This window comes from Chloroflexus sp. (assembly GCF_034431535.1).
Classification (GTDB): domain Bacteria; phylum Chloroflexota; class Chloroflexia; order Chloroflexales; family Chloroflexaceae; genus Chloroflexus.
The window spans coordinates 1-23,331 of the sequence record NZ_DAOUDC010000024.1; the positions used below are offsets into that span (position 1 = coordinate 1).

Consider the following 23,331-nt stretch of genomic DNA (forward strand, 5'->3'; position numbering starts at 1 on the left):
TGCCGGTGGCAATCGAAGAGGGTCTCCGCTTCGCCATCCGTGAGGGTGGTCGCACCGTCGGCGCCGGCGTCGTGACCAAGATCCTTGATTAACGCCTAAGGCCGGATTCGCTGAGCTGCCGGTGGCCTTGCCGCCGCCGGCAGCTTCAAAGTGAAGGGTATACAATGGCCGTGGCCAAAGATACAGAGCGCGACATTCAAGAAAACATCCTCGTGCGCACGTTTCGCGAGACGCGCAGCGAGTTACGGCAAGTCGTTTGGCCAAGCCGCGAAGAGACGATTCGCCTGACGGTGCTCGTGATTGCGGTGTCGTTGGTGATCGGGTTGCTGCTGTTTATTGGTGATTCGATCTTCACCTTCCTCTACACGAGCCTCGTGAGCCTCGTCCAGTAAGCTGTTCGCGAACGGGGGCTGCCCATGTCTGAGGAAAAAGAGAAAGAGACTGATGATCGGCGCTGGTACGTGATTCACACGTACTCAGGCTATGAGAATAAAGTGAAGCAAAATCTGGAGCATCGCATTGCTTCGATGGAGATGCAAGACCAGATTTTTCGCGTCATTGTGCCGACCGAAGAAGAGATTGAAATCAAGAATGGCCAGCGCCGCACGGTCAACAAGAAGATCTATCCCGGTTATGTGTTGGTGCAGATGCGCCTGACTGATGACTCATGGTATGTGGTGCGCAATACGCCGGGTGTGACGAGCTTTGTCGGGCATGGGAATAAGCCGACCCCGCTTGAGGATGAAGAGGTAAAGGCCATCCTACGCCAGATGGAGGGTGAAGCGCCGAAGGTGCGCGTTAGCTACCAGAAGGGGCAGGCCGTCAAGATTATCGATGGCCCGTTCACCGATTTCGAGGGTATCGTCGATGCGATCGACCACGAGCGGGGCCGTGTGCGGGTACTGGTCTCGTTCTTTGGTCGCGAAGCGCCGGTGGAGCTTGACTTCTTGCAAGTGACCCGGTTGGTTGAATAAGGTTGTTCCGTTGTCCGTGACCTCGCCGGTTGCGCGAGGGAGGGAAGTATTCCACTGCTTCCCGCTATGTAAGGAGTAGTGTTGTGGCTAAGAAACTTGTCGCAGTTGTCAAGCTGCAATTGCCGGCCGGTAAGGCGACGCCAGCGCCGCCCGTTGGCCCGGCGCTCGGCCAATACGGCATTAATATCATGGCGTTCGTGAAGGAGTACAATGAGAAGTCGGCTCCCCAAGCCGGCAGTATTGTCCCGGTCGAAATCTCGATCTACAGCGATCGCTCCTTCGTCGCTCGCCTGTTGACGCCGCCAGCTGCTGACCTGTTGCGCAAGGCTGCTGGCATTCAGAAAGGCGCGAGCAATCCGAAGCGCACGACGGTGGGGTCGATTACTCGCGCCCAGTTGCGCCAGATTGCCCAGCAGAAGCTGCCCGATATGAATGCGAATGATATCGAGGCGGCGGAACGAATTATTGCCGGCACTGCCCGCAGCATGGGTATCAAGATCGTTGAATAAGCGTTGTTAGTTGGTGGGAGGATCAATTGATCCGCCATCACCACCCGGAGTGTTACCATGCCAAAGCACGGAAAAAAGTATCTCGCCGCGCTGGCGAAGATTGATCGCTCGCGTCTCTATACCCCAGCCGAGGCGCTGGCGTTGGTGAAAGAGACATCGTATGCCAAGTTTGATGCGACGGTCGAGGCGCACCTGCGCCTTGGTATCGATCCGCGTCACGCCGATCAGAATATCCGCACGACGGTTGCACTGCCCCATGGTACTGGTAAGACGGTGCGGGTGCTTGTCTTCGCGCAGGGTGAGGCGGTGCAGGCAGCGCTCGATGCCGGCGCTGATTACGCCGGGAGCGATGATCTGATTGCCAAGATCGATCGCGAGAATTTCTTTGATTTCGATGTAGCGATCGCAACCCCCGATATGATGGGGAAGGTTGGTCGCATTGGTCGTAAGCTCGGTCCCCGCGGTCTGATGCCGAACCCCAAGAGCGGTACGATTGTGCCGGCTGCTGACCTCGCGCGCACCATCCGCGAAGTGAAGGGTGGCCGTGTTGAGTTCCGCAATGACAAAACCGGCATTTTGCACGTGGCGATCGGTAAGGTGAGTTTTACTTCGCAGCAGTTGGCCGAGAATTTTGTCGCCTTGATGGAGGCAGTCAAAGCGGCGAAGCCGAGTGGTGCGAAAGGAACATATATTCGCACCGTGACCCTGACCAGCACGATGGGTCCCGGTGTGCCGGTTGATCCGGCAGCGGCGCAGACCTTTAAGCCGTAATATGTGAATCTATCTCGTGGCTGCCTGAGACAGCCGGTGAGCATGCGCTCCTAATGGCCCGTTGGGCCGCCGGCCGAGGTAGCGTCTGAGGTGCGATAGCCGTGAGCTTTGCGCTCGCTCTGTCGATAGTGCGCAGTGTTTGGCTGCGCTCATCTCGGTCGCTCGGTCTCAGGACGCGAGCGACCATTTTTATTGTGACTTCAACAGAGAGGAGGTGAGATAGATGCCAACGCAGCGCAAAATTGAAACAGTGCATGAGCTGACCGAGAAGCTGAGCCGCGCCCAGTTGGTTGTGGTGGCCGACTATCGCGGTGACGGTCGCGGCATGAGCGTGGCTGATATGACTGAACTGCGCCGGAGGCTGCGCGAGCACGGCGGCGAGGTCGTGGTGGCAAAGAATACGCTGCTCAAGATTGCCGCCAATCATACCGGTCGCGAGGTGCTTGATTCGTTGCTCTCCGGCCCCACTGCGGTGACCTTGGCGTACGATGATGTTGGCAAGGTGGCCAAGGCGCTGCTCGATTATCTCAAGTCGGGCAACAAGAGCTTTACCGTCCGTGGCGCGTTACTCGGCAAGACGCTACTGCCAGCCGATGCGCTTGAGCAGGTGACGAAACTGCCGTCGCGCGAGCAGGCGCTGGCGCAGGTGGTCGGCGGGATCGCAGCGCCGGTTTCCGGTGTGGTTGGCGTGCTCAACGCCGCGATCTCCAATGTGCTGTATGTCTTGCAGGCCCGGATTGATCAATTGCAACCGCAGAATTCGTAATCCGTAGTAGCGGCACAGCGCTATTGTGCCGGTGCCGGGAATTAGGTTATTAGTATCACATAAAGGAGCATACATACCATGTCGAAGATCGATTCGATTATCGAGATGATAGAGGGCCTGAATGTCCTCGAGCTGGTCGAGCTGAAGAAGAAGATGGAGGAGAAGTGGGGCGTGACCGCAGCGGCGCCGGTGATGGCGATGGGTGTTGCTGCGCCGGTGGCTGCTGCCGGTGATGGCGCTGCCGCTGCTGCTCCGGTTGAGGAGAAGACCGAGTTTGATGTCATCCTCAAGGAGGCCGGCCCCAACAAGATTCAGGTCATTAAGGTGGTGCGTGAGCTGACCAGCCTTGGCCTGAAGGAGGCGAAGGATCTGGTTGAGGGTGCGCCCAAGCCGGTGCGCGAGGGTGTGAGCAAAGAAGAGGCTGAGGCGGCTAAGGCCAAGCTGACCGAGGTCGGCGCTGTGGTTGAGATTAAGTAATTTGGTTTGTCTCGCCAGCTTGTACGGGCACAGCATTGCTGTGCCCGTACACTGTTTTAGCAAGGGTGTGGTATAGTACATACCCGATGACGCCAATAGTACCGCGCGCCTTTCGCGCTGTCGAGCAATTTAGCGAACTTTACGCCACCGTCGCGCCGGCGTTGCGCGCCCAGCAAGAACGGGTGCAGGCTTGCTTGCGCTCGGCTATCGACCGGCCGGCGTTGCTTGATGCTGTGGTCGCCACGCTGCGCGATCAGCAAGGTATTGTCGTCCTCGATGCGCCGATCGGTGCTGGCGCATCGACTTTGCTCTGCCAGTTGGCTGTACGTAATGATTGGCCGCTCTGGCTAGTCGATGATGATGACGGCGGTGGTGCGCTGGCGTTCTATGCCCAAATTGCTGCTTTGCGCCGTCCCTTGCTTCCGTTGATCGACCCAGCGGCGCTGACCGATCCGGCCGCGTGTGAACGGCTGTTGGCCGAGGTAGCCGATCCTTCTCAGCCGTTGGTGTTGCTGGTCAGCGCTCCTGACCGCGATCGGCAGCCGTTACGCTCGCTCCCCCTGCCATTGCCGTTTGATCTCCCTGCCGGTGTGACACTGGTGATGCACGGTTCATTGCCGGTCGAACCGGATGCGCGTCTGGTTTTGCCTGCTGCTGATAGTGAGTTGATCCAAACTCAGACGGCGTTGCTCGAACGGCGTCATTGTCCGCCGGCATGGCGCGCGCCGTTGCTGGCCGCGGCGCAGGGGAATCTGCTCTACTTGAGCTGGGCTGAACGCTGGCTCCATCTCGGTGTACTCACGAGCGCCGATCTGCCTGCCGATTTAAACTATTTGCTGCTGGACTGGTGGCGAGCGCTGAATCCAGCCGAACGGCGGCTGGCGGTATTGCTGGCTGCGAGCGGCGAACCGGTGCCAGTAGCGGCGCTCGCCGAGATTAGCGCCGAGCATCCGCATTTGGTGCTCGATCGGTGGGAAGAGCAGGGACTGGTGCATATCAATCTTCGCCGCTTGAGCGATGAAGATTCACTGTTGCTGGTGCGCTATGCTCATCGCGCCGTGCGCCTCTTTCTGGCGCGCCACGTGCCCCGCGAGATAGATTCCGCTCACGGTGAATTGGCGCAGTGGTGCGCCGAACACTTGCGGCGCAATCCCCTCGATCCGGTGAACCGGTACCTTGTGCGCCAATTGGCGCGCCACACCGCGTTGTGCCCGCCGGCTCAGCGACCGGCTCATCTGCCCACTGCCAACCAAATCGCGTGGTTGCGCGAACGCGAGTTGCGCGAAGGACTGGCCGGCGCGTTGCGCGATGCCGGGTGGATGCTGCACGATGCCGCGCATGGCCCGCCGTTAGCTTTAGCTCGCGCCGCGGCGATCACCGGTACGCTCGCGACCCGTGCCCGCCAACTGAGCGGTGAATTGGTGACGGCGGCGTTTCTCACCGCGGTTCAAACCGGTGGTCGTGAGGGTAGCCTGCGCCGGGTGACGGCCATCGTCGAGCAGTTGCCCGATGGTGTGCCAAAAGCCGCTGTGCTGCGCCAGCTCGGTGAGGCGTGCTATAGCGTCAATATGCGCAGCGCCGCAATGCGACTGCTCTCGCGCGCACTTGATCTTGAGGCGCAACCAGTGTCACGGGCATGGCGCGATGCACGCGATCAAGCGATCGAGGCCTTGGCGACGGCGTGCTTTGAGGCGGGTGATGTTGAGCGTGCCTTGGCGTGCGCTGAACAGATCGATCTGCTCGAACGGCGTGCCCATGTTGAGACGCTGGTCGTGCGCCGGTTATTGGCTGATGGCCAGTATGATCACGCATGGCGGCTGTCGCGCGCAATTCTGCACGAGAACCGGGCCGCATGGGCGCAGGCGGAAGTGGCGGTTGCGTTAGCCCGAATTGGCGATCCACGGGGTGAGATGCTGCTCGAAGAATTGAAGGTGGAGACGGCGCGGGCATGGGCCGAGATCGAGTTGGCATGCGACCTCGCGTTGCGCAACGAAGAGGCGGCGTTACAACGTATCGCGGCCTTGGCTAGCCCGCATCAGCGTGATCGGGGCTTAGCCCGCCTTGCCCGGGTCTTTGCGCTGGCCGAGAAAGACGGTGATGCGCTGGCTGCTGCTGAACGGATTAGCAACCGCGAGTTACGGGTGACAACCCTGCTTGAGTTGCGGTTGTTGTTGCAAGGGTTGGTCGCTAATCTCGCCACCGAGCGTGCGACACGCGAAATTGATGCCTTGCAAGGCGAAGATCGGCCGATCTTGCTTGCGGCCTTGGCTTCGGCCCACGCCGCCATTGGCCGCAAGGATCGGGCGCTGGCGATTGCGCATCAGTTAAGTGGCGAAGAATTGGAACGTGCCTTGTCGCGGGTTGCGGTAGCCTGTGCGCAGGCCGGTGATTTCGCCGGCGCGCAAGAAGTGTTGGCCGCGATGACCGATGATGATGAGCGTGATTGGGCCCGCGACGAAATTGCGCGCTCTTTGGCCGCTATCGGTGATTGGGAGGCGGCGAGTGCGCAAGCCGCGGCGATTGTGGCTGAAGACCAACGGGCACGTACTAGTGCTGATCTGGCGATTGCGCGCGCGCGGGCCGGTGATGTGCTCGTTGCCGTCGCAATGATCCGTGCAATCGAGGTGGCTGCCGAACGGGGGCGGGCGTTGGTTATGATTGCGCCGTTGTTGGCGGCCACCGATACCGGCTTGGCCGACCGTTTGGCTGAAGCATTGCTGGCTGGCGAAGCGCGCAATCGTTACCGCGCAGCCTTGGCTGTTGCGCTCGTAGAGCGTGGCGAGGTGACAACGGCTGCTGCTGTTGCGCGGCGGATTTGCCGCCGTAATGAACGGGTGCGTGCTGAATTGGCGATCGTGGCGGCGCTCGATCCGGCCGATCCGATGACGTTGCACCGGCTGGCGAGCACACTGGGCAAGGCGGCTATTGGGCGCGAGGAAATGTTTTATGCGCTGAGCTTCGTTGTGCCAATGTTGCAGCGCATGGGTGGTACGCCATTATTGGCTGAACTGGCGGCGGCGATTGTCGCTGATGATCGCGCTTAGTGTACCCGGCTTTCAGCTAGCCGGTAACTGCGTTTCCCCAACCCGCTTCGCATCTGCCAAAAACAAAGCGCCGCGAACACCCAGAGGAACTCGCGTACCGTTGCTACCTCTCGGTCCTGGCGGGGTTCCGCAAGTATCTGCCGTTCGCGGCACTTGCTCATTATACCCCAAAATCGCGATTGCGCAACTCTTGCATCTACGAACAGGCGTGGTATTATTCAAGACAACTGTAGTTGTAGGAGGACGCATGAGCAACGAAACCACGCCTCGCCCCGTCAAGCGTTACGCGCGCATTGCCCCCCTCTACAAAGCGCTGATCTGGACATCGTTCATCATGAACGCGGTGCTGCTGGTGGTGCTGGGGATTGTGATTGGGATTTTGGTGATGAACCAGCGTCAAGTGGCGCAATTGGCCGAGAATTTGCCGGCCTTCGCCGCCAATAATCTGGCTGAGCTGCAAGATGTCGTGAACCATCTTGAATCAGCGACGATCGTCTACACCGTGCCGCTGAGCACGCGCTTGCCGATCGAGCTGGATGTGCCGATCAATGGCGCAACAATTATGACCGAGCGCAATGTGGTGAAGTTGACCGAGCCGGTTTCGTTGCAGGCGCCGGCCCAGATTGCGTTTCCCGGCGGCGGCGGCAATCTCAATGCCAGCGTGGCGATCGTGTTGCCCACCGGGCTTGAGTTGCCGGTCGATTTGAATATGAATGTCAAGCTGGTGACATCGATCCCGGTTGAACTTGATGTGCCGGTGAATATCCCGCTTGCCGAGACCGAACTGGGGCCGCAGTTCACCCGGCTCAGCGCGATTGTCGACCGGCTGGTCGAGCCGGTCGCGCCGCTGTTGCCGATGCCGACGACCCCGCCGGATAGCAGCAAGCCGCAATAACACCCAACCGCGACGTGTTCATCGGGATAACGTTCGCGGCCAAAGGCAGTGTCACGCGATGGATGACGGCAGTATAGCTGCCGTCATCCATCTCTGTAACCTGTGCTCACTCCCCGTGCAGTTGTTCAGGGCCAAAGCCGTAGGGCAACAACTCAGCCGGAGTGGTGATCCGGCGTTCGCTCGCATCAGCGTTGAGCAGAATGATCTGCGCGTGCGACGCTAACTCAAAGATGACCTGCCGGCACGCGCCGCACGGGCTGGCGACGGTGGCGGTCGGTGTCACCACCGCTAGCGCCGTCACCGGCCCGGCGGCGGCCATATGCGCGCTGAATAGCGCCACCCGCTCTGCGCAGATGGTTAGCGGGTACGAGGCATTCTCAATGTTCGCGCCGCTAAAGATTTGCCCATCCGCTGTGAGTACGGCTGCGCCAACGGCAAACTGCGAATAGGGCGCGTAGGCGCGGCTTTGGGCCGCCAACGCTGCGGCCACGAGTCGATTAAGGACTGCTTGATCCATGCGCTTCTTTGGTCAGCGGCAATATAGGCTTCTCGGCCTCCGCCGGCGCTGCCGCCTCTACCTCTTCCGGCGTTTGCCGCACAATGTGCAACCGTTCAGCGCGGATGCCTTTCAATGAGAGCACCGTGATCGTGACATCACCGCACGTCACTTCATCACCCACTCGCGGAATCCGCCCCAACTGCTCGTACACCAAGCCGCCAATCCGGTCAGCAGTCGTTTCCGGGAATTCCACTTCCAGCAGTTCGGCCACATCATCAATCGGCACGCGGGCATCGACGATAAACTCGCGTGGCCCCACTTCCACAATTGCCGGCTCTTCGGTGTCGTACTCGTCGCGGATTTCGCCCACGATCTGCTCGATCAAATCCTCTAGAGTGACAATGCCGGCGGTGCCGCCGTATTCATCAACCACAATCGCCATGTGAACGCGCCGGCGCTGCAAATCTTCCAAGAGCGCCTTGACCTTCATCGTCACCGGCACAAAATAAGCCGGGCGCAGCAGGTCGCGCAGCGGTGTATCGCGCTTGCCGTCGCGCAAGACGGGGATGAGGTCTTTGGCGTACAGAATGCCGACCACATTGTCGATCGTCTCTTCGTAGACCGGAATGCGTGAGTGGCCGCGAGTGATCGCCATATCGAGCGCGCGATCAAGTGAGCTATTGACTTCGAGCGCAGCCACATCAACCCGCGGGATCATAATCTCGCGCACCAGCGTGTCGCCAAAATCCATCACGCCCTCGATCATCTCGCGCTCTTCGTGCTCGATCCAACCTGCCTCTTCACCGGCGCTCATCATCAGGCGCAGCTCTTCTTCCGTCACCAACGGCGTTAGCGGGGCCGGTTTGCCGCTCAAGAGGGTGAAAATGGGGCGGGTAATGGCGTTGATCACGGCCATTAACGGCCACAAGATCGTGGCGACGATCACCAGCGGGCGGGCCAGCACCAACACGGTGGTGTCGGGGTTGCGGCGCGCGAGCGCCTTGGCTACCACTTCGCTGAGCAACAGAATCGCAAATAGTAGGGTGGCCAGACCGCCGATCATTGCGTTGGCGCCATATGGTGCAGTGAGTTGGATGGTCAGCGCGGTCACGGTGATGGTCAAGACGGTATTCAGAAAGATAATGGCCGACTTGATCCGGTATGGTTCATCGAGGAAATGGGCCGTGAAGCGGCGCGAGCCAAGGCCAGCCGTGGCGAGCAGGGCGCTCAGGCGCGGGCGGCTCACCGTCATCAAGACCGTATCGGCTGCCGAGGTAATGCCGAGGAACATGAGGCACAGGCCAATGCCGATCATCAGCGAACTAGGGCCGGGGTCCTCCAAGCGAATCATCTCCTTTCCGCGGAACAGAGTGGCGCGCATCGCTCTGCGGGTGCGCCCGAACGCTCCGTTGCCTTCGGGCGCATCACTGCCGCGTGGTTACGAAAACAGTGCGCTAAGCGACAGATCTTTGTGGATCCGCATAATTGCTTCGGCAAACAGCGGCGCGACGCTGATCGTGCGCACCCGCGCGGCAGTTGCCTCAGACGGTTGGGGAATGGTGTTGGTGACAATCGTCTCGATCAGGTCAGATTGAGCGATCAGTTTCAGCGCATCATCGGCAAAGATGCCGTGCGTCGCGCAGGCGTAGACGGCGCGCGCGCCGCGGGCCAGCAGGGTCTGGGCCGCTTCGATCAGCGTGCCGCCGGTCGAGATCATATCATCGACGATGATGGCCGTCTTGCCTTCGACTTCACCGACCATCTCGATCACTTCGGCGGTGTCGGGTTCGAGCCGCTGTTTGGCGATAATCGCCAACCCGGCCCCGATCCGTTCGCGGAAGCGGTTGGCCCGCCCCACACCGCCGGCATCGGGTGAAACCACAACCGGATTGGGCAGGTTCAGCTCGCGGATATAGTCGGCCAAGAGCGGCGACGCCTGCAAGTGATCGACCGGAATGTCGAAGAAGCCTTCGATCGCTGGCGCGTGGAGATCCATCGTCAGCACCCGGTCGGCGCCGGCAGTGCGGATCAAGTTGGCGACTAGCTTCGCCGTAATCGGCTCGCGACCCGATGTCTTCTTTTCTTGCTTGGCATAGCCGTAGTAAGGAATGACCGCCGTCACCCGCGCTGCTGATGCGCGCCGGAAAGCGTCGATCATAATCAACAGTTCCATCAGATGGTGATCCACCGGCGTGCAGGTGGGCTGGATCACAAACACATCGCAGCCGCGCACATTGTCGTGGATCTTGACCCGCGTCTCGCCGTTCTTGAAAGTGCCGACCAGCGCCCGCCCCAGATTGATGCGCAGGTTGCGGGCAATCTCTTGCGCTAACGCCGGGTTGGCGTTGCCGGTGAAAATGAGCAGGCGACCATCCATGATGCAGTCGTTCTTTCGTGAATAGAAACGCGCAGCGAGCATGCTCACTGCGCACGTATCAATTGGCCGAGCCAGAAATCCTGACCACCATCGCCGAGAGCAGATTGTGTGGGTTCAGTCGTTTCATTGCCTGTGGCACGGTTGTTGCCGTGGCTGCCGGGCTAGGACTCGAACCTAGACTAACGGATCCAAAGTCCGCTGTGCTACCATTACACCACCCGGCATCACGCTGAGTATTATACCATAAGCTTGCAATTGTGTTGTCAATCGCGCGCTGTATTTGGTTGGCCGCTCTATGCTACACTAAGAGCGGTATAACCCAACCCAAGGAGTGTTCGCATGACCGATACCCAAAAGATTATCTTCTCGATGTACCGGGTGGGCAAGGTGGTGCCCCCCAATCGCGACATCCTGAAAGATATCAGTCTCTCGTTTTTCTACGGGGCCAAGATCGGCGTAATCGGCGCCAATGGTTCGGGCAAGAGTTCACTCTTGCGGATTATGGCTGGTCTCGACCAAGATTACAACGGTGAGATTACCCGCGCTCCCGGCTATACGGTTGGCTGGCTCGAACAAGAGCCGCACCTCGACAATGTCAAGACGGTGCGCGAGGTGGTCGAAGAGGGCATGGCTGAGACGGTGGCCCTGCTGCGCCGCTACGACGAGATCACCGAGCAGTTTAACAACCCTGATGCCGACTACGATGCGCTGATCGCCGAGCAGGCCGAACTGCAAGACACGATCGATCACGTTGACGGCTGGAATCTCGATAGCCGGCTGGAACTGGCGATGGACGCGCTGCGCTGCCCGCCGGGGGATACGCCGGTAGCGGTGTTGTCGGGCGGCGAACGCCGCCGGGTGGCGCTCTGCCGGTTACTGTTGCAGCAGCCTGATATTCTGCTGCTCGATGAGCCGACCAACCATCTGGACGCCGAATCGGTGGCGTGGCTGGAACGGCATCTGCAAGAGTACAAGGGCACTGTGATCGCCGTGACCCACGATCGTCACTTTCTCAACAATGTCGCCGGCTGGATTCTCGAACTCGAACGCGGGCAGGGCATTCCGTGGCGCGGCAACTATTCGAGCTGGCTTGAGCAGAAGCGGCAGAAGCTGGCCGAAACCGAGAAGGCCGAATCGCAGCGCCAAAAGGCCCTTCAGCGCGAGTTGGAATGGATCAATATGGCCCCCAAGGGCCGCCATGCCAAATCGAAAGCGCGTATCACCGCCTACGAACGCCTGCTTAACGAGAGCCAAGACCAGCGTGACCGCGAGCTTGAAATCTACATCCCGCCCGGCCCCCGTCTCGGCGATCTGGTTATCCGGGCCACCAATGTGACCAAAGCTTACGGCGACAAACTGCTCTACGAACATCTGAGCTTTGATGTGCCGCCGGGAGCGATTGTCGGCATTGTCGGCCCCAATGGTGCCGGCAAGACAACCCTCTTCCGCATGATTGTCGGCCAAGAGCAACCCGATAGCGGTACACTCGAAGTTGGTGCTTCCGTTAAGCTCGGCTACGTCGATCAGAGCCGCGAGGTGCTCGATCCCAAGCAAACGGTCTGGGAAGCGATCACCGAAGGGAACGACCAGATCGTGCTGGGTGGGCGGCAAGTCAACTCGCGCGCCTACTGCGCCCGCTTCAACTTCAGCGGCAGCGACCAGCAGAAGCTAGTAGGCAGCCTTTCGGGTGGCGAACGCAACCGGGTTCACCTTGCCCGTATCCTCAAGTCGGGGGCGAACGTCTTGCTGCTCGACGAGCCGACCAACGATCTCGATGTGCATACCCTGCGCGCATTGGAAGAAGGGTTAGAGAACTTTGCTGGCTGCGCGTTGATCATCTCGCACGACCGCTGGTTCCTCGATCGCGTTGCTACCCACATTCTCGCCTTTGAAGGCGATAGCCAAGTCGTGTGGTTCCCCGGCACTTACTCAGAATACGCCGCCGATTATCGCCGCCGCAAAGGGGCCGAGGCCGATCATCCGCACCGGATTGTCTACCGCAAATTGACGCGGTGATGGCGGCGGGGGCGCACCGTCGTAGGGGCGCACGGCAGTGCGCCCCTACGTAAATGTCTTTTCACTGTATTTCCCGTGGGCGCGTGCTACAATCGCTCTGAGGAAACCTGCTAGGGGGAAGGGGGTGCGCGATGCGTTCTCTCGTTACGTTCCTGCTCGCGGTACTGCTCGCCGGTTGCACGTTGCCCCTTGCCCTGTGCCGCACCGCCTACTCCTACCGCTACACTGACCCGCACGCCGCGCCCGACGCCGGTGGTGACGCCATCTCCGCAGCCGACGCCACCGCCAATAATGCCAAGCTTCTATGGCTTTGACCCCGAACGGGTGTTGGCAGCGCCATTGCTTGATGTCGATTCGGCGCAAACCGTTCAATTCGATCAGACCGGTATTGCATGGTTCCGCATCAACTTGCAGACCGGCCAAGCTTATGAACTGTTTACCGCTGATCTTTCCGAAGGCCTCGATACCTCATTAGCTATCTTCAACTGTACTGGCGACGAAGGCGCGTTTGATGAGGACATCGACGCGACGAGGTGTATCGTCATTCGCCCATTCTACTTCCGCAGCAATGATACGCGCTACAGCGTGGAGGTCGAAGAGGTGCCGCTGATTGCTCGTGATGCCTTTGAACCCGACGATCAGCCAGCGAATGCCGGTTTGCTTGTTGAGGGCGAGGCGCAACTACGCACGATTCAAGATTCATCTGACGTTCATCTGGTGCAGGTGCAAGTACAGGCCGGCAAGGCGTAGCAATTCGTAGCAACGTATTCGCTATGCAGTGTGGCTATCACTCGATCTGCTTGACAGTGAACGCGAGGCTATTGTAGACGCTAATTTCGTGCAAACTGACAATGGCCGTCAGATTCTCTATCTGGCAAGCGCCGATGCGATCCTCTATCTCCAAGTGACTGCGTATGAGATGCATTAGGCGGTGCGAGCTATCAATTGTCAATGGAAACGACGCCTCTGCCGCAGCCCGACCCCTACGAGCCGGATAACGACCTCCAGAGTGCGCGTCCGATTGAGGCCGGCGCCACCCAACAACACAATTTCATCGGTCGTAGCGATGAAGATTGGTTGAAGCTCGATTTGCAGGCGGGCCAGACCTATAGTAGTGAAACGTTTGACCTTGCTGCCGACGTAGATACGGTTATCGAACTGTTTGATGCGCAGGGCCAGTCGCTCGCCGTGAACGACGATAGCGATGGTTTCGTATCGCGAATCGAGTTCCGCCCGTCGCGCAGTGCGACCTATTACGTGCGGATTACGAATATTGGCGTTGCCATGTTTGGTGCAACCTATCAGGTGCGGGTCAGCGTGCGGTAGCCGGTTGGCGTAATGCGTTGCCCGATGCGCTCCCCCTTCTGTCATTGCGAGCCGCGCGTAGGGGCAGAGCGTCGCTCTGGCCACGCGCGGCAAAGCCATCTCCTGCGAGCACGGCATGCAATGCGATCAGGCATGGGTTGCGCTAAAGAGGGAGATTGCTCCGGTCGGGTGGCGCCCGCTGCATTGGTCGCCACCACTCCCTCGCAATGACAGGAGGGGCGCTACGCGCCCTCTCACACTGACAGAAGCTTGCCCTTCGCGCCCTCGCTATGCACCTGTCTTGACGCCCTGAGCGCATGTCGGCTACAATATTCTGCCTGCAACTATCGTCACGATCTGCAAAGGAGCGCGTCATGACTGCTCATACCGACACGGCAAGGATGCCTGCTGAGTATATGCCCGAACCGGTGCCCGGCCCGCGCGCGCAGGCGTTGGTGGCCCGCGATCGCGAAGTGATTGCGCCGTTGGGGCGTGTGTATCCGCTCACCATCGATCATGCGCAGGGTTGTGAAGTGTGGGATGTTGATGGGAACCGGTTCCTCGATATGAACGCGGGAATTGCCGTGCTGGCTGCCGGTCATTGCCACCCGCGCCTGATTAAGGTAGCGCAAGAGCAGTTGCAGCGGTTTACCCACATGGCCGGTACCGATTTTTACAACGAGCCAATGGTACGGGCTGCCGAGAAGCTGGTTTCGCTGATGCCCGGCGGCAAGGGTTGGCAGGTCTTTTTCACCAATAGCGGTACCGAAGCGGTCGAGGCGAGCATTAAATTGGCCCGCTACGCCACCGGTCGCCAGAATATTATCGCTTTCTACGGCGCATTTCACGGGCGCAGCTACGGCAGCCTCTCGCTGACGGCCTCGAAGCCGCGCCAGCGCCACGGCTTTTTCCCGCTGTTGCCCGGCGTTAGTCATACCTATTACCCGAATTGTTATCGTTGTCCGATTAACCTCCAGTTTCCGTCGTGCAAGATCGCGTGTCTCGATCTGATTGAGCGCACGCTCTTCAAGACCACTACGCCGCCGGAAGAGGTGGCCGCGATTATTATCGAGCCGATTCAAGGCGAAGGCGGTTATGTCGTACCTCCCCCCGGCGCATTGGCTCGCTTGCGCTCGATCTGCGATCGCTACGGCATTCTGCTGATTGTGGATGAAGTGCAGAGCGGCGTTGGCCGCACCGGTAAGATGTGGGCCTTCGAGCACGAGGGCATGGTGCCTGATATTGTAGCCTCAGCCAAAGGGTTGGGCGGCGGCTTGCCGCTGGGGGCCATGATCGCGCGCGCCGAATTGGCTCGCCAGTGGCAGCCCGGTTCGCACGGCAACACCTACGGCGGCAATGGCCTCACCTGTGCAGTGGCGTATGAATTGCTCTGTATGGTCGAAGAGGAGCTGATGGCGAACGCGGTGACGGTTGGGGCGTATCTGCTCGAACAATTGCAGACGTTGCAGCAGCGCTTCCCGCAGATTGGCGCAGTGCGCGGGCGCGGATTGATGATCGGGGTCGAGTTTGTTGATGACCAAGGCAACCCTGCCGGCGCGCTGGCCGATGCCGTCATGGAGGAGAGCTTCCGCAAGGGGTTGCTGGTGTTAACCTGTGGCGCTTCGACCATCCGGTTCTGTCCGCCGCTGACGCTCACCATGGCGCAGGCCGATGAGGCGGTGGCCCGGTTTGCGTTGGCGATTGAAGCATGCGTTGCCGGCTAAGATAGCGCCGCCGATGATGCATAGTTGGCGTCTTAGCAGTATACTGGTAAGGGCATCATTTGGCTGGCGCAACTGCCATCAGGCAGTGATGATTGCGGGTATATTGCGGGTACGCCGTTTTGATGGATCAATCGTATGACCGCTCCTGAAGCGACAAAGGAACCAGTCCTCTTTGGCCGGTATCGTGTTCACGAAGCGCTTGGTGAGTCACGGTTGGCTGTTGTCTACAAGGCGACCGACTTACGTCTGCAACGGACGGTCTTGATCCATCTGTTGCGCAAGGAATTGCGCGATAATCCGCGCAAACGGGCGCAATTCATTGCTGAGGCGTCCCAGAGTGCGCGCCGTTCGCATCCGGTGTTGCTTGAGGTGTTTGATAGCGGTGAGAGTAGCGACCGGCCCTTTGTAATCACCGAAGCGGTGGAGGGCCGGCCTTTGTTTGGCATCGGCGCGTTGAGCGTGGCGCAGGCGCTCTTGATTGTGCGGCAAGTGGCCGAGGCGATCGCGCTCTGCCAACGCCACCGTTCGGCTGAATTGCCACTCGGCCTTGCCCATCCGCCGATCAGCAGCGCCAACCTCTTGTTAATTGGCGATGGGCAGGTCAAGTTAGTGGATGGCTGGTTCTTTGCGCCGGCGCTGATCCCAGCCGATCTGGCGCACTATCGCGCGCCCGAACTCAGCGCCGGCCAGCCGCCGCAGCTTTCCAGCGCGGTATATGCTTTAGGCATTTTGCTCTTTGAGCTGATCACCGGCCAACGCCCAATTCACGGCGACGATGCGCAGGCCACCGCGCTCGCCCATCTTACCCAATCGGTGCCGTCACTCGCCCGCGCTCGACCGACGATGTACCTGCCATCGGTAGAACGGCTGATCGCGCAGGCGACCGCTCGCGATCCGGCCCAGCGTTTTCTCGATGCGCAAACATTTGCCTTGGCGATTAACGATCTCTGGCGCGAGCTGACCGTGCAGACCCGCCGGTTAGTGATGGAACCGGCAGCTCCGGCCCGTCCTCTCGCTGGTGGCGCAGCCCAGCGCCAGCCGGTAACGCCGCCGGCAACCCCTCCTGCCCGTCCGGCGCCAACCCGGCCAGACGATCTCCGCAGCCGGGTGAGCCGCGCGCTGACCAATTCCTTTGACATCGACCAGTTTCGTCGCTATAACGTAAGTCGGAGCGTGATGGGGTGGGTGGTCATGGTCGCGCTCTTGCTCATGGTGGCCGGAGGTTCGTTTTGGGCCGTGACGTGGACGATTGGGCGGTTTAATTGGGGCGAAGTGCCGCGCCTGCCCGATCTGCCGACGTGGTCGTTGCCCGATCTGAGCTGGCCGGGCAATGCTGCTCCTGAACTCTATGTGGTCAATATTGCCGAAGGGTTGAATCTCCGGTCAGCGCCAAACGCCCAACCTGACAACATTATCACCGTTGTGCCTAATGGGGCTGTGGTGCGCAAACTGGAAGGACCGGTGATGGCCGATAATATCCCGTGGCTCAAAGTGCAGGTTGAGCTCAATGGCCAGATCATCGAGGGCTGGATGTCGCTCAACTATTTACGTCCGCAACCGTAGGAGAGAGATGGTGGCAGAGGAAGCGGAAATGCGCGAATTGCTCGGCGAGCGGGTTCGCATCCGGCCATGGCGGCGAGCCGATACGCTGATGCAAGAGCGCTGGCCGCGCTATAGCGAACCGTTCAGCTCGCTGTGGAATATTCCGCGCCCATACCAACCCGGTCAAGATGATAGTCATTGGATGGGCATGACTGAGGCGTGGGCGATTGATCTGCGGTCAGGTCAACTCATCGGGCGCATCTCGTTGCGCGAGATCGACCGGCAGTGGCAGTCGGCTCGGTTAGGAATTTCGTTGGCCCAGCCGTATGTAGGGCAGGGGTTAGGCGGCGAGGCGTTACGCCTCTTTCTCGCCTATTATTTCGGCTCGCTCGGTTACCAGCGCATGGTGCTCGATGTCGCTGCTTTTAACCTGCGCGCGGTGCGTTGCTATCAGCGGCTCGGCTTTGTCGGCGTAGGCAGCGAATGGCGGCGCATTGGTAATGAACCGGTGCTCCGCTTGTTGGATGATCAACAGTACCAACATCTGCGTCCCCATTTTCGGCGCAACCGGTTTGATGCGCAGGTCGAATTTTACGAGATGGAACTGACGCGCGAGGCGTGGCTAGCCGCAGGTGGCTCGTTGATATAGGGAGAAAACAATGTCACTTATCGCCGGAAATCTTGCTATCGTCCAACGCCTACTCGACGGCGATCAGATGGCATGGGCCGTGATTGGCGGGGCGGCTGCGCATCTGTATGGTGATCGGCGCCCGCTCAATGATGTCGATATTCTGGTGCAGCGGGGTGCGTTGCCGCAGATCATCCACTTACTGCAACAATCGCATAAAGCGGTGCAATCTGATGGTTCGCGGGTGATCTGGCGCGGGATCAAGTTATTTGAAGATTTGACGGTGCGTCGTGGCGCTACCAGCCATCCCTTCTGGCTCGACGAGCCAATGCAGCGCCACCGTCGCCGGATGCCATTACTCGGCGCGCAAGTCTATGTCGCTGCACCGGAAGATATTGTGGCCCACAAACTGCTGTTGCAGCGCGGGCCGGAACAAGGGAAGTACGATATCAATGATGTGGCCGGGATCATCCGGCGCTGTCAGCTTGACGTAACATACCTTGAGGCGCGCCTCAAGACCATGGGAGCGCTTGAGATTGTTCGCCCTCGCTTGAGCGAGTTTGGGGTGGCGTTACCGTTGTAACGGTACGCTACGACGACGAAGCTTTTGCTTGGCATTGGGCGCAGCGGCCAAACAATTGCAGTAAATGCCCCTCGACGCTAAACCCGGTCTCTTTGGCGACACGGGCTAGCATCTGTTCCAGATCACAGCCTTCAAAACTGATCACTGCCCCGCATTGGGTGCAAACCAGATGGTGAAGATGGCCGGGATGGCATGGCACGTACCCTTCTTCACCGACCGAGCCATGGATGCGGGCGAGCCAACCGCTCGCGTGTAGTTGCTCGATCGTGCGATAGACGGTGGCCCGTCCCGGCGCTTCGTTGTGCGTGCAGAGATCGGCGTAGAGCTGCTCGACGCTGAACGGCGATCGGTATGATACGATCGTCTCGATCACGCGGAGGCGGGGGCCGGTGATGCGCAGGCCGCTGCGTTGCCATGCGGCGCGCACGCCGCTTAACCAAGCTTTGGTGTCGATTGGTGATTGCAGCGATGAAGATATGGATGCTGCCATAAGCTACTTCCCGTGTAGTCAACGTGCGAGGGTAGCGCAGCGTATAAGCTGTCGCAACCCTCGCACGTCATCTGTACCGTTTCTGGCAACAATCGTTTAGCGTGTGTGCGCCGGCGCTGCCGGCAACAGCGCCAGATGGCGCGCGCGTTTGATGGCCACTGCCAACCGGCGCTGCATCTTGGCCGACACGCCAGTGCGACGCCGCGGCAGGATCTTGCCCTGCGCAGTCAGATACTTCTGCAGACGTTTGACATCTTTGTAGTCGGGTACAATCCCCAACTTGGTAAACTCACACTCGCGGCGGCGCGCTCGTGGCCGCCCAACCCCTCGCGAACGGCTCATTGATGATATCTCTCCTTGAATGATCCAATACTGACCGGTCGAGTTTTGATAAACCGCCTCTTAGTATACCACAATCTGCGGGTGTGTGGTGCAATGTATGGGCTCAGGCCAACGCTGGCCGGCGCGTATGCCAATCGGTAATGCGTTGATACGCATCGCCAACCCGCAATAACGTGGCTTCGTCGAATGGCCGCCCGATCAATTGCAACCCGACCGGCAGTCCTTCGCTAAAGCCGCAGGGTACGACGAGCGCCGGCACGCCGGCCAGATTGATCGGCAAGGTGCAAACGTCACTGAGATACATTGTCAGCGGATCGTTGATCTTTTGGCCGATTGGGAAGGCAACGGTTGGCGAAGTCGGCGTGGCCAGCAGATCAACCTCCGCGAACACCTGCTCGAAGTCGCGCTTGATCAAGGTGCGCACCTGTTGCGCGCGCCGGTAATAGGCATCGTAGTAACCGGCTGAGAGCGCATAGGTGCCGAGCATGATCCGCCGGCGCACTTCGGGGCCAAACCCTTGCCCGCGCGTCTGCTCGATCTGCTCCCACATTGTTTCACCCTCGGCGCGGAAGCCGTAACGCACGCCGTCGAATCGGGCCAAATTAGCACTAGCCTCGGCGGGAGCGATGATGTAGTATGTAGGCAAAGCATATTTGGTGTGCGGCAGCGACACCTCGACCAACGTTGCACCCTGTTCGCGCAGCGCCTCGATAGCCGCGCGGGTGGCGGCTTCGACACCCGGCTCCATACCCTCCACGAAGTATTCGTGGGGAATCCCGATCCGCAACCCGCGCAGATCACCAGTTAAGGCTGCCGTATAGTCGGGTATAGGAATAGGCGCGCTGGTGCCGTCACGCGGATCGTGGCCGGCAATGACGTTCATGATCAGAGCTAGATCAGCGACTGTCCACGCCATTGGTCCGATCTGATCGAGCGACGAGCCGTAGGCGATCAGGCCATACCGGCTGACCCGGCCATAGGTTGGTTTGAGGCCGCTGATGCCGCATAATGCAGCCGGTTGCCTGATCGAGCCGCCGGTGTCGGTGCCGAGGGTAGCCGGTACTTGACCAGCGGCGACTGCCGCCGCGCTGCCGCCGCTGCTGCCACCCGGCACCCGGCTGGTGTCCCACGGGTTGGTGGTGATCTGGTAGGCGCTGTTTTCGGTGCTGGAACCCATGGCAAACTCGTCGCAGTTGAGTTTGCCGATCAGCACCGCGCCGCCGGCAAGCAGCCGCTCGATGACGGTGGCGTTGTAGGGCGGGCGAAAGCCGGCCAAGATGCGCGAGCCGGCAGTTGTCGGTACGCCGTCGGTGCAGATAACGTCTTTGATCCCGATTGGGATGCCGTCAAGCGGTCCGAGCGACTGACCTTGCCGGCGCCGTTCGTCGGCAGTGCGCGCTGCGGCGAGGGCGGCGTCGGGAGTGAGATGCAGAAAGGCGCGAATCATTGGTTCGGTGGCGTTGATCCGCGCAAGATAGGCTTCAGTGAGTTCTACCGCCGTCATTTCGCCGGCTGCCAACGCAGCTTGAGCGGCGCTCACGGTAAGATGAGAGACTTCGGTCATATCGCCTCCAGCGGAGTTGTGGCGCATGGTGACTTTATTGTACCAGACTTCAGCGCAGCGTTTGGCGATGGGGCAGCGCCTGATCGCACTGTTGCTCTGTGTTGGGTTGCTCATTGGTCTCGTTCCGCCGCAGATCGAGGCGGCCCATGATCCACCGCCTGAGCTAACCAATTTGATCTGCATCGATGCGCTGGCTGATCCGGCGATCAGCCTTGCGCCGTCGGCATCGCCGTGGCGTACGGTGCGCGAGCAGGTAAATTTTACCTCCGAAAGTGTACGGGTCTTTTCACCGCCGCAGGCTATCTTTCTGACCGAAGATGATGATGGCGATAACGATGGCAGTGTTGATGTCGATGCCTTCGGTCAGACCTTCACCGTACCGGCGGCTGCCGAGCAGATCATTGGTTCGCTGCGGTACCGGATACCACCCGGCGCATTGGGGCCGAACGATACAGTAACGCTGTCGCTGAACCTGCCCGATGACCCGACGCCATCAGGTCGGATCTTCGCCGTCGATCTGCCGCTGAGCGGGAGGGCGGACGGCAACTGGCGTAGCTTTACTTGGGCTGCTACTAATATTACGCCCCTTGTTGAACGCGGTTCGGCGCAATTCGTGATGACCCTGCGCGGCGTGAATGGTGGCCCGGCGATCGGCATCTCCTTCGATGACATTGAAGCTCAGGTGTGTACGCGCACCGTCGCGACGCTCAGCGGGCGGGTGACGCAGCGCAATCGCACAGTCCCCGCGCTGGGTGATGCGCAGGTGTTGCTAGTGCGTTACGATAGCCGCGGGCGACAGGTGGTAGCAACGGCTCACGTCACGCCAGCGGAAGATGGCTTTCGCTATCAATTCAGTGTGCCGCCATTGCCCGCCGGAGCTGCCTATCAAGTCTGGTTTGCTAATCAGCCGCTCGCGCCTACTCGTGACGAGCAACGGCTTGGTATGCTGGCCGGGCCGGTGATCACCACCCTTACCGCTGGGCAAGAGGTAACTAATCTCGATCTTGAGTTGAGCACTGTGCGTTTAGTCAATCCTCCGCCCAATGCCACCGTGGTATTGGCTCCTGATGCACCGGTGCGGCTCCAGATCGAGCCACGCGGGATCGAGGGCGAAACGTACCAGATTTGTCTCTACGATCCGGCGCTGATCGTGCCTGAAACTGATTTGCCGCCCCAATTGTGCAGCTCGGTTTTGACTGCTGATGAGCCATTCTTTGACCTTGTTCCAGCCAGTTTTTCCACATTCCGGCTCCGCTATGGTTATCCATACCGCTGGTACGCCATCGTCCGCGATCCGCGCGGTACTGTTGCTCATCCAGCCTATGGCTATAGCTTTGCCGAGCAGACGATTACCTTCTTGACGGCGCCACGCACGGTACCTTTCCAATCGGCCAGCGATGAAGGATTGCCGGCTGGGGCCGCCTCGGCCAATTGGACGGTGCTGATGTATGTGGCCGCCGATAACGCGCTGGGTGATCCAGCGCGGATGAGCATAGTTGCGCAGCCAGCGTTCGAGCTGGAGCGGCTGCGATCGTTGGCGGCATCTTATCCGAATATCTCGATCGTGACCTTCTACGATGGATACGGCAACACTGGCGGCGAGATCTGCGCTCTGCGCGGGAGTGCCGTAGATTGCAGGCAGCAACTCGAACCAAATAGCGCCGACCCGGCGACGTTGCGCGGGTTCGTCGAATATGGCTTGCGCCAATTCCCGGCCAGCCGTACGATGCTGGTGTTGGTGGGGCCGGCCCATCCGGCGCTGGGGTTTGGGAGCGATGAGGCGACGGCCAACCAACCGCCGATGAGCATCACCGATCTGGAGATGGCGCTTACTGCTGCTACCAATGCGAGCGGCAAACGGATCAATCTCGTGCTGATGCAGGCGCCGTTGACGGCCAATCTTACCACAGCGTCGGCTTTGGCTCCTGCCGCCGATTATCTGGTTGCGCCACCCGGCCAGATCTGGCGCATGGCATGGTTGAGGCAGGTGTTGAACCGGCTGGTCGCGACCGGCGGCAATGATCCGCGTGCGGTGGCGAGTGATTTGCCGGTGCTGTATGCGGCGGCGGCGCGTGCCGATGGCGTATTGCGCGAGTATGCGCTGGCCGCGTTCGATCTTGCGCGCGCCAGTGCCGTGCAAACGGCGCGTGATGCATTGGCTGTCGAGCTAGCGCGGGTGTTGAATGAACGTGGTACCGTCATCCAACAAGCGTTGGGTGATGTGCGTGCGGCCAGCACCGTCTATGACTCGTCGGGCAATGGCTTGGCCGATATGATGCGCGATCCGATCGGTGACCGTTATCCTGTGCCGGAAGATGCCTTCCTTGATCTCGGTGATTTCACAGAAGCCTTGGCCACTGCTCCCGCTTTGCAAGCCAGCGAATTAGCTCCGGTGCGCGAGAGAACAACCGCTCTTGCTACCGCGCTTGGCGGTTCAGCGCCCATCGTGATCAATGCTCGCCGGCAAACTCCTGGTGTCCCCGGTGTGCCTACGTTGCCTCCCGGCGGCGGTCTAGCCGAGTTCTTCCCCCACCACTCGCTGTTTGGGACGCAGCCGCTCTACGTTGAACGCTTGCTCTACCGCGGTCAAACCGATGCATGGAGCAGTTTTCTGCGCCGTTATCTCACTAGTGATCGGCCAGTGGGGGTGGGAGGCGTGACGGCTGCGCCTGCCGGTGGCACGGGGTTGCCATTGATTGCCGGGCTCCCGATTGCATACGATTGGTACTTGCCGATTGTGATCCGGTGATTGGTTGGGTACGGCGTATGCCTGCCGTGGTCAACCGCTGCTCGTTGCGCGGTTGTGACCTGTTGTCATTGCGAGA

24 protein-coding genes, 1 tRNA gene and 1 other RNA gene are annotated in these 23,331 nt (G+C 60.1%); 18 read left to right on the forward strand and 8 right to left on the reverse strand.

The window, feature by feature from the left end:
• The 8 genes from U9R61_RS06090 to U9R61_RS06125 form a co-directional block, all read left to right on the forward strand.
• The coding region (locus U9R61_RS06090; protein WP_322487988.1) for a hypothetical protein at nucleotides 1–92 on the forward strand (92 nt) is incomplete at its 5' end.
• A 72-nt stretch (nucleotides 93–164) separates the two neighbouring features.
• Nucleotides 165–392 carry a preprotein translocase subunit SecE gene (gene secE, locus U9R61_RS06095; RefSeq protein WP_066787824.1) on the forward strand — a complete coding sequence of 76 codons (228 nt, stop codon included), beginning with the start codon at nucleotides 165–167 and terminating at the stop codon, nucleotides 390–392.
• A gap of 24 nt (nucleotides 393–416) precedes the next feature.
• The gene (gene nusG / locus U9R61_RS06100) at nucleotides 417–974 is read left to right on the forward strand and encodes a transcription termination/antitermination protein NusG (RefSeq protein WP_066787822.1); all 558 of its coding nucleotides are present in this window, start codon (nucleotides 417–419) and stop codon (nucleotides 972–974) included.
• An 83-nt stretch (nucleotides 975–1,057) separates the two neighbouring features.
• Nucleotides 1,058–1,483, forward strand: coding sequence for a 50S ribosomal protein L11 (rplK, locus tag U9R61_RS06105; RefSeq protein ID WP_322487929.1), 426 nt, complete (start codon nucleotides 1,058–1,060; stop codon nucleotides 1,481–1,483).
• A gap of 57 nt (nucleotides 1,484–1,540) precedes the next feature.
• Nucleotides 1,541–2,254, forward strand: a complete 714-nt coding sequence (gene rplA / locus U9R61_RS06110) for a 50S ribosomal protein L1 (protein ID WP_322487930.1) — start codon at nucleotides 1,541–1,543, stop codon at nucleotides 2,252–2,254.
• Between the two features lie 223 nt (nucleotides 2,255–2,477).
• Complete coding sequence (gene rplJ, locus U9R61_RS06115) at nucleotides 2,478–3,020, forward strand: 50S ribosomal protein L10 (protein WP_322487931.1); 543 nt, start codon at nucleotides 2,478–2,480, stop codon at nucleotides 3,018–3,020.
• A gap of 78 nt (nucleotides 3,021–3,098) precedes the next feature.
• Complete coding sequence (gene rplL / locus U9R61_RS06120) at nucleotides 3,099–3,497, forward strand: 50S ribosomal protein L7/L12 (RefSeq protein WP_322487932.1); 399 nt, start codon at nucleotides 3,099–3,101, stop codon at nucleotides 3,495–3,497.
• An 86-nt stretch (nucleotides 3,498–3,583) separates the two neighbouring features.
• Nucleotides 3,584–6,541, forward strand: a complete 2,958-nt coding sequence (locus U9R61_RS06125) for a hypothetical protein (RefSeq protein ID WP_322487933.1) — start codon at nucleotides 3,584–3,586, stop codon at nucleotides 6,539–6,541.
• A gap of 58 nt (nucleotides 6,542–6,599) precedes the next feature.
• Here U9R61_RS06125 and ffs read toward each other — a convergent pair.
• Nucleotides 6,600–6,698, reverse strand: an RNA gene (ffs, locus tag U9R61_RS06130) — signal recognition particle sRNA small type.
• 90 nt (nucleotides 6,699–6,788) lie between these two features.
• Here ffs and U9R61_RS06135 point away from each other — a divergent pair.
• Nucleotides 6,789–7,436, forward strand: coding sequence for a hypothetical protein (locus U9R61_RS06135; RefSeq protein WP_322487934.1), 648 nt, complete (start codon nucleotides 6,789–6,791; stop codon nucleotides 7,434–7,436).
• 106 nt (nucleotides 7,437–7,542) lie between these two features.
• Here the strand turns inward: U9R61_RS06135 and cdd are convergent, their stop codons facing one another.
• The 4 genes from cdd to U9R61_RS06155 all read right to left on the reverse strand — a co-directional run bounded on the left by cdd (nucleotide 7,543) and on the right by U9R61_RS06155 (nucleotide 10,536).
• The gene (cdd, locus tag U9R61_RS06140; protein WP_322487935.1) at nucleotides 7,543–7,953 is read right to left on the reverse strand and encodes a cytidine deaminase; all 411 of its coding nucleotides are present in this window, start codon (nucleotides 7,951–7,953) and stop codon (nucleotides 7,543–7,545) included.
• A complete protein-coding gene (locus U9R61_RS06145; RefSeq protein WP_322487936.1) occupies nucleotides 7,934–9,286 on the reverse strand; it encodes a hemolysin family protein in 1,353 nt (450 codons plus the stop codon). Before U9R61_RS06145 ends, cdd begins: the two co-directional genes overlap by 20 nt.
• 87 nt (nucleotides 9,287–9,373) lie before the next feature.
• Nucleotides 9,374–10,312 (reverse strand): ribose-phosphate pyrophosphokinase, encoded by a 939-nt coding sequence (locus tag U9R61_RS06150; protein WP_322487937.1) that lies wholly within the window; start codon nucleotides 10,310–10,312, stop codon nucleotides 9,374–9,376.
• Nucleotides 10,313–10,462: 150 nt separating this feature from the next.
• Nucleotides 10,463–10,536 (reverse strand) — tRNA-Gln (locus tag U9R61_RS06155).
• 115 nt (nucleotides 10,537–10,651) lie between these two features.
• Between U9R61_RS06155 and ettA the strand changes: the two genes are divergently transcribed.
• The 8 genes from ettA (at nucleotide 10,652) to U9R61_RS06195 (ending at nucleotide 18,110) form a co-directional block, all read left to right on the forward strand.
• Nucleotides 10,652–12,328, forward strand: a complete 1,677-nt coding sequence (gene ettA, locus U9R61_RS06160; RefSeq protein WP_322487938.1) for an energy-dependent translational throttle protein EttA — start codon at nucleotides 10,652–10,654, stop codon at nucleotides 12,326–12,328.
• A 189-nt stretch (nucleotides 12,329–12,517) separates the two neighbouring features.
• Nucleotides 12,518–13,078 carry a hypothetical protein gene (locus tag U9R61_RS06165; protein ID WP_322487939.1) on the forward strand — a complete coding sequence of 187 codons (561 nt, stop codon included), beginning with the start codon at nucleotides 12,518–12,520 and terminating at the stop codon, nucleotides 13,076–13,078.
• A gap of 28 nt (nucleotides 13,079–13,106) precedes the next feature.
• Nucleotides 13,107–13,256 carry a hypothetical protein gene (locus U9R61_RS06170; protein ID WP_322487940.1) on the forward strand — a complete coding sequence of 50 codons (150 nt, stop codon included), beginning with the start codon at nucleotides 13,107–13,109 and terminating at the stop codon, nucleotides 13,254–13,256.
• Between the two features lie 23 nt (nucleotides 13,257–13,279).
• Nucleotides 13,280–13,654, forward strand: coding sequence for a PPC domain-containing protein (locus U9R61_RS06175; RefSeq protein WP_322487941.1), 375 nt, complete (start codon nucleotides 13,280–13,282; stop codon nucleotides 13,652–13,654).
• 353 nt (nucleotides 13,655–14,007) lie between these two features.
• Complete coding sequence (locus U9R61_RS06180) at nucleotides 14,008–15,357, forward strand: acetyl ornithine aminotransferase family protein (RefSeq protein ID WP_322487942.1); 1,350 nt, start codon at nucleotides 14,008–14,010, stop codon at nucleotides 15,355–15,357.
• A 135-nt stretch (nucleotides 15,358–15,492) separates the two neighbouring features.
• Complete coding sequence (locus U9R61_RS06185) at nucleotides 15,493–16,920, forward strand: serine/threonine protein kinase (protein ID WP_322487943.1); 1,428 nt, start codon at nucleotides 15,493–15,495, stop codon at nucleotides 16,918–16,920.
• Between the two features lie 28 nt (nucleotides 16,921–16,948).
• The gene (locus tag U9R61_RS06190) at nucleotides 16,949–17,548 is read left to right on the forward strand and encodes a GNAT family N-acetyltransferase (RefSeq protein ID WP_322487944.1); all 600 of its coding nucleotides are present in this window, start codon (nucleotides 16,949–16,951) and stop codon (nucleotides 17,546–17,548) included.
• A gap of 10 nt (nucleotides 17,549–17,558) precedes the next feature.
• Nucleotides 17,559–18,110, forward strand: a complete 552-nt coding sequence (locus U9R61_RS06195; RefSeq protein WP_322487945.1) for a hypothetical protein — start codon at nucleotides 17,559–17,561, stop codon at nucleotides 18,108–18,110.
• Between the two features lie 7 nt (nucleotides 18,111–18,117).
• Here the strand turns inward: U9R61_RS06195 and U9R61_RS06200 are convergent, their stop codons facing one another.
• From U9R61_RS06200 to gatA, 3 genes are all read right to left on the reverse strand, one after another.
• A complete protein-coding gene (locus U9R61_RS06200; protein ID WP_322487946.1) occupies nucleotides 18,118–18,600 on the reverse strand; it encodes a transcriptional repressor in 483 nt (160 codons plus the stop codon).
• Between the two features lie 96 nt (nucleotides 18,601–18,696).
• A complete protein-coding gene (gene rpsR / locus U9R61_RS06205; protein ID WP_066787774.1) occupies nucleotides 18,697–18,942 on the reverse strand; it encodes a 30S ribosomal protein S18 in 246 nt (81 codons plus the stop codon).
• Nucleotides 18,943–19,045: 103 nt separating this feature from the next.
• Complete coding sequence (gene gatA / locus U9R61_RS06210; protein WP_322487947.1) at nucleotides 19,046–20,506, reverse strand: Asp-tRNA(Asn)/Glu-tRNA(Gln) amidotransferase subunit GatA; 1,461 nt, start codon at nucleotides 20,504–20,506, stop codon at nucleotides 19,046–19,048.
• A 25-nt stretch (nucleotides 20,507–20,531) separates the two neighbouring features.
• Here gatA and U9R61_RS06215 point away from each other — a divergent pair, with 25 nt between their 5' ends.
• Nucleotides 20,532–23,255 carry a clostripain-related cysteine peptidase gene (locus tag U9R61_RS06215; RefSeq protein ID WP_322487948.1) on the forward strand — a complete coding sequence of 908 codons (2,724 nt, stop codon included), beginning with the start codon at nucleotides 20,532–20,534 and terminating at the stop codon, nucleotides 23,253–23,255.
• The last annotated feature ends 76 nt before the right edge of the window (nucleotides 23,256–23,331 follow it).

Excerpts from the sequence above, each read along its gene's own strand:
- secE (WP_066787824.1), top strand. The coding sequence starts at position 165 with ATGGCCGTGGCCAAAGATACAGAGCGCGACATTCAAGAAAACATCCTC.
- nusG (WP_066787822.1), top strand. The coding sequence starts at position 417 with ATGTCTGAGGAAAAAGAGAAAGAGACTGATGATCGGCGCTGGTACGTG.
- rplA (WP_322487930.1), top strand. The coding sequence starts at position 1,541 with ATGCCAAAGCACGGAAAAAAGTATCTCGCCGCGCTGGCGAAGATTGAT.
- rplJ (WP_322487931.1), top strand. The coding sequence starts at position 2,478 with ATGCCAACGCAGCGCAAAATTGAAACAGTGCATGAGCTGACCGAGAAG.
- rplL (WP_322487932.1), top strand. The coding sequence starts at position 3,099 with ATGTCGAAGATCGATTCGATTATCGAGATGATAGAGGGCCTGAATGTC.
- U9R61_RS06125 (WP_322487933.1), top strand. The coding sequence starts at position 3,584 with ATGACGCCAATAGTACCGCGCGCCTTTCGCGCTGTCGAGCAATTTAGC.
- U9R61_RS06135 (WP_322487934.1), top strand. The coding sequence starts at position 6,789 with ATGAGCAACGAAACCACGCCTCGCCCCGTCAAGCGTTACGCGCGCATT.
- cdd (WP_322487935.1), bottom strand. The coding sequence starts at position 7,953 with ATGGATCAAGCAGTCCTTAATCGACTCGTGGCCGCAGCGTTGGCGGCC.
- U9R61_RS06145 (WP_322487936.1), bottom strand. The coding sequence starts at position 9,286 with ATGATTCGCTTGGAGGACCCCGGCCCTAGTTCGCTGATGATCGGCATT.
- U9R61_RS06150 (WP_322487937.1), bottom strand. The coding sequence starts at position 10,312 with ATGGATGGTCGCCTGCTCATTTTCACCGGCAACGCCAACCCGGCGTTA.
- ettA (WP_322487938.1), top strand. The coding sequence starts at position 10,652 with ATGACCGATACCCAAAAGATTATCTTCTCGATGTACCGGGTGGGCAAG.
- U9R61_RS06175 (WP_322487941.1), top strand. The coding sequence starts at position 13,280 with ATGGAAACGACGCCTCTGCCGCAGCCCGACCCCTACGAGCCGGATAAC.
- U9R61_RS06180 (WP_322487942.1), top strand. The coding sequence starts at position 14,008 with ATGACTGCTCATACCGACACGGCAAGGATGCCTGCTGAGTATATGCCC.
- U9R61_RS06185 (WP_322487943.1), top strand. The coding sequence starts at position 15,493 with ATGACCGCTCCTGAAGCGACAAAGGAACCAGTCCTCTTTGGCCGGTAT.
- U9R61_RS06190 (WP_322487944.1), top strand. The coding sequence starts at position 16,949 with ATGCGCGAATTGCTCGGCGAGCGGGTTCGCATCCGGCCATGGCGGCGA.
- U9R61_RS06195 (WP_322487945.1), top strand. The coding sequence starts at position 17,559 with ATGTCACTTATCGCCGGAAATCTTGCTATCGTCCAACGCCTACTCGAC.
- U9R61_RS06200 (WP_322487946.1), bottom strand. The coding sequence starts at position 18,600 with ATGGCAGCATCCATATCTTCATCGCTGCAATCACCAATCGACACCAAA.
- rpsR (WP_066787774.1), bottom strand. The coding sequence starts at position 18,942 with ATGAGCCGTTCGCGAGGGGTTGGGCGGCCACGAGCGCGCCGCCGCGAG.
- gatA (WP_322487947.1), bottom strand. The coding sequence starts at position 20,506 with ATGACCGAAGTCTCTCATCTTACCGTGAGCGCCGCTCAAGCTGCGTTG.
- U9R61_RS06215 (WP_322487948.1), top strand. The coding sequence starts at position 20,532 with ATGGTGACTTTATTGTACCAGACTTCAGCGCAGCGTTTGGCGATGGGG.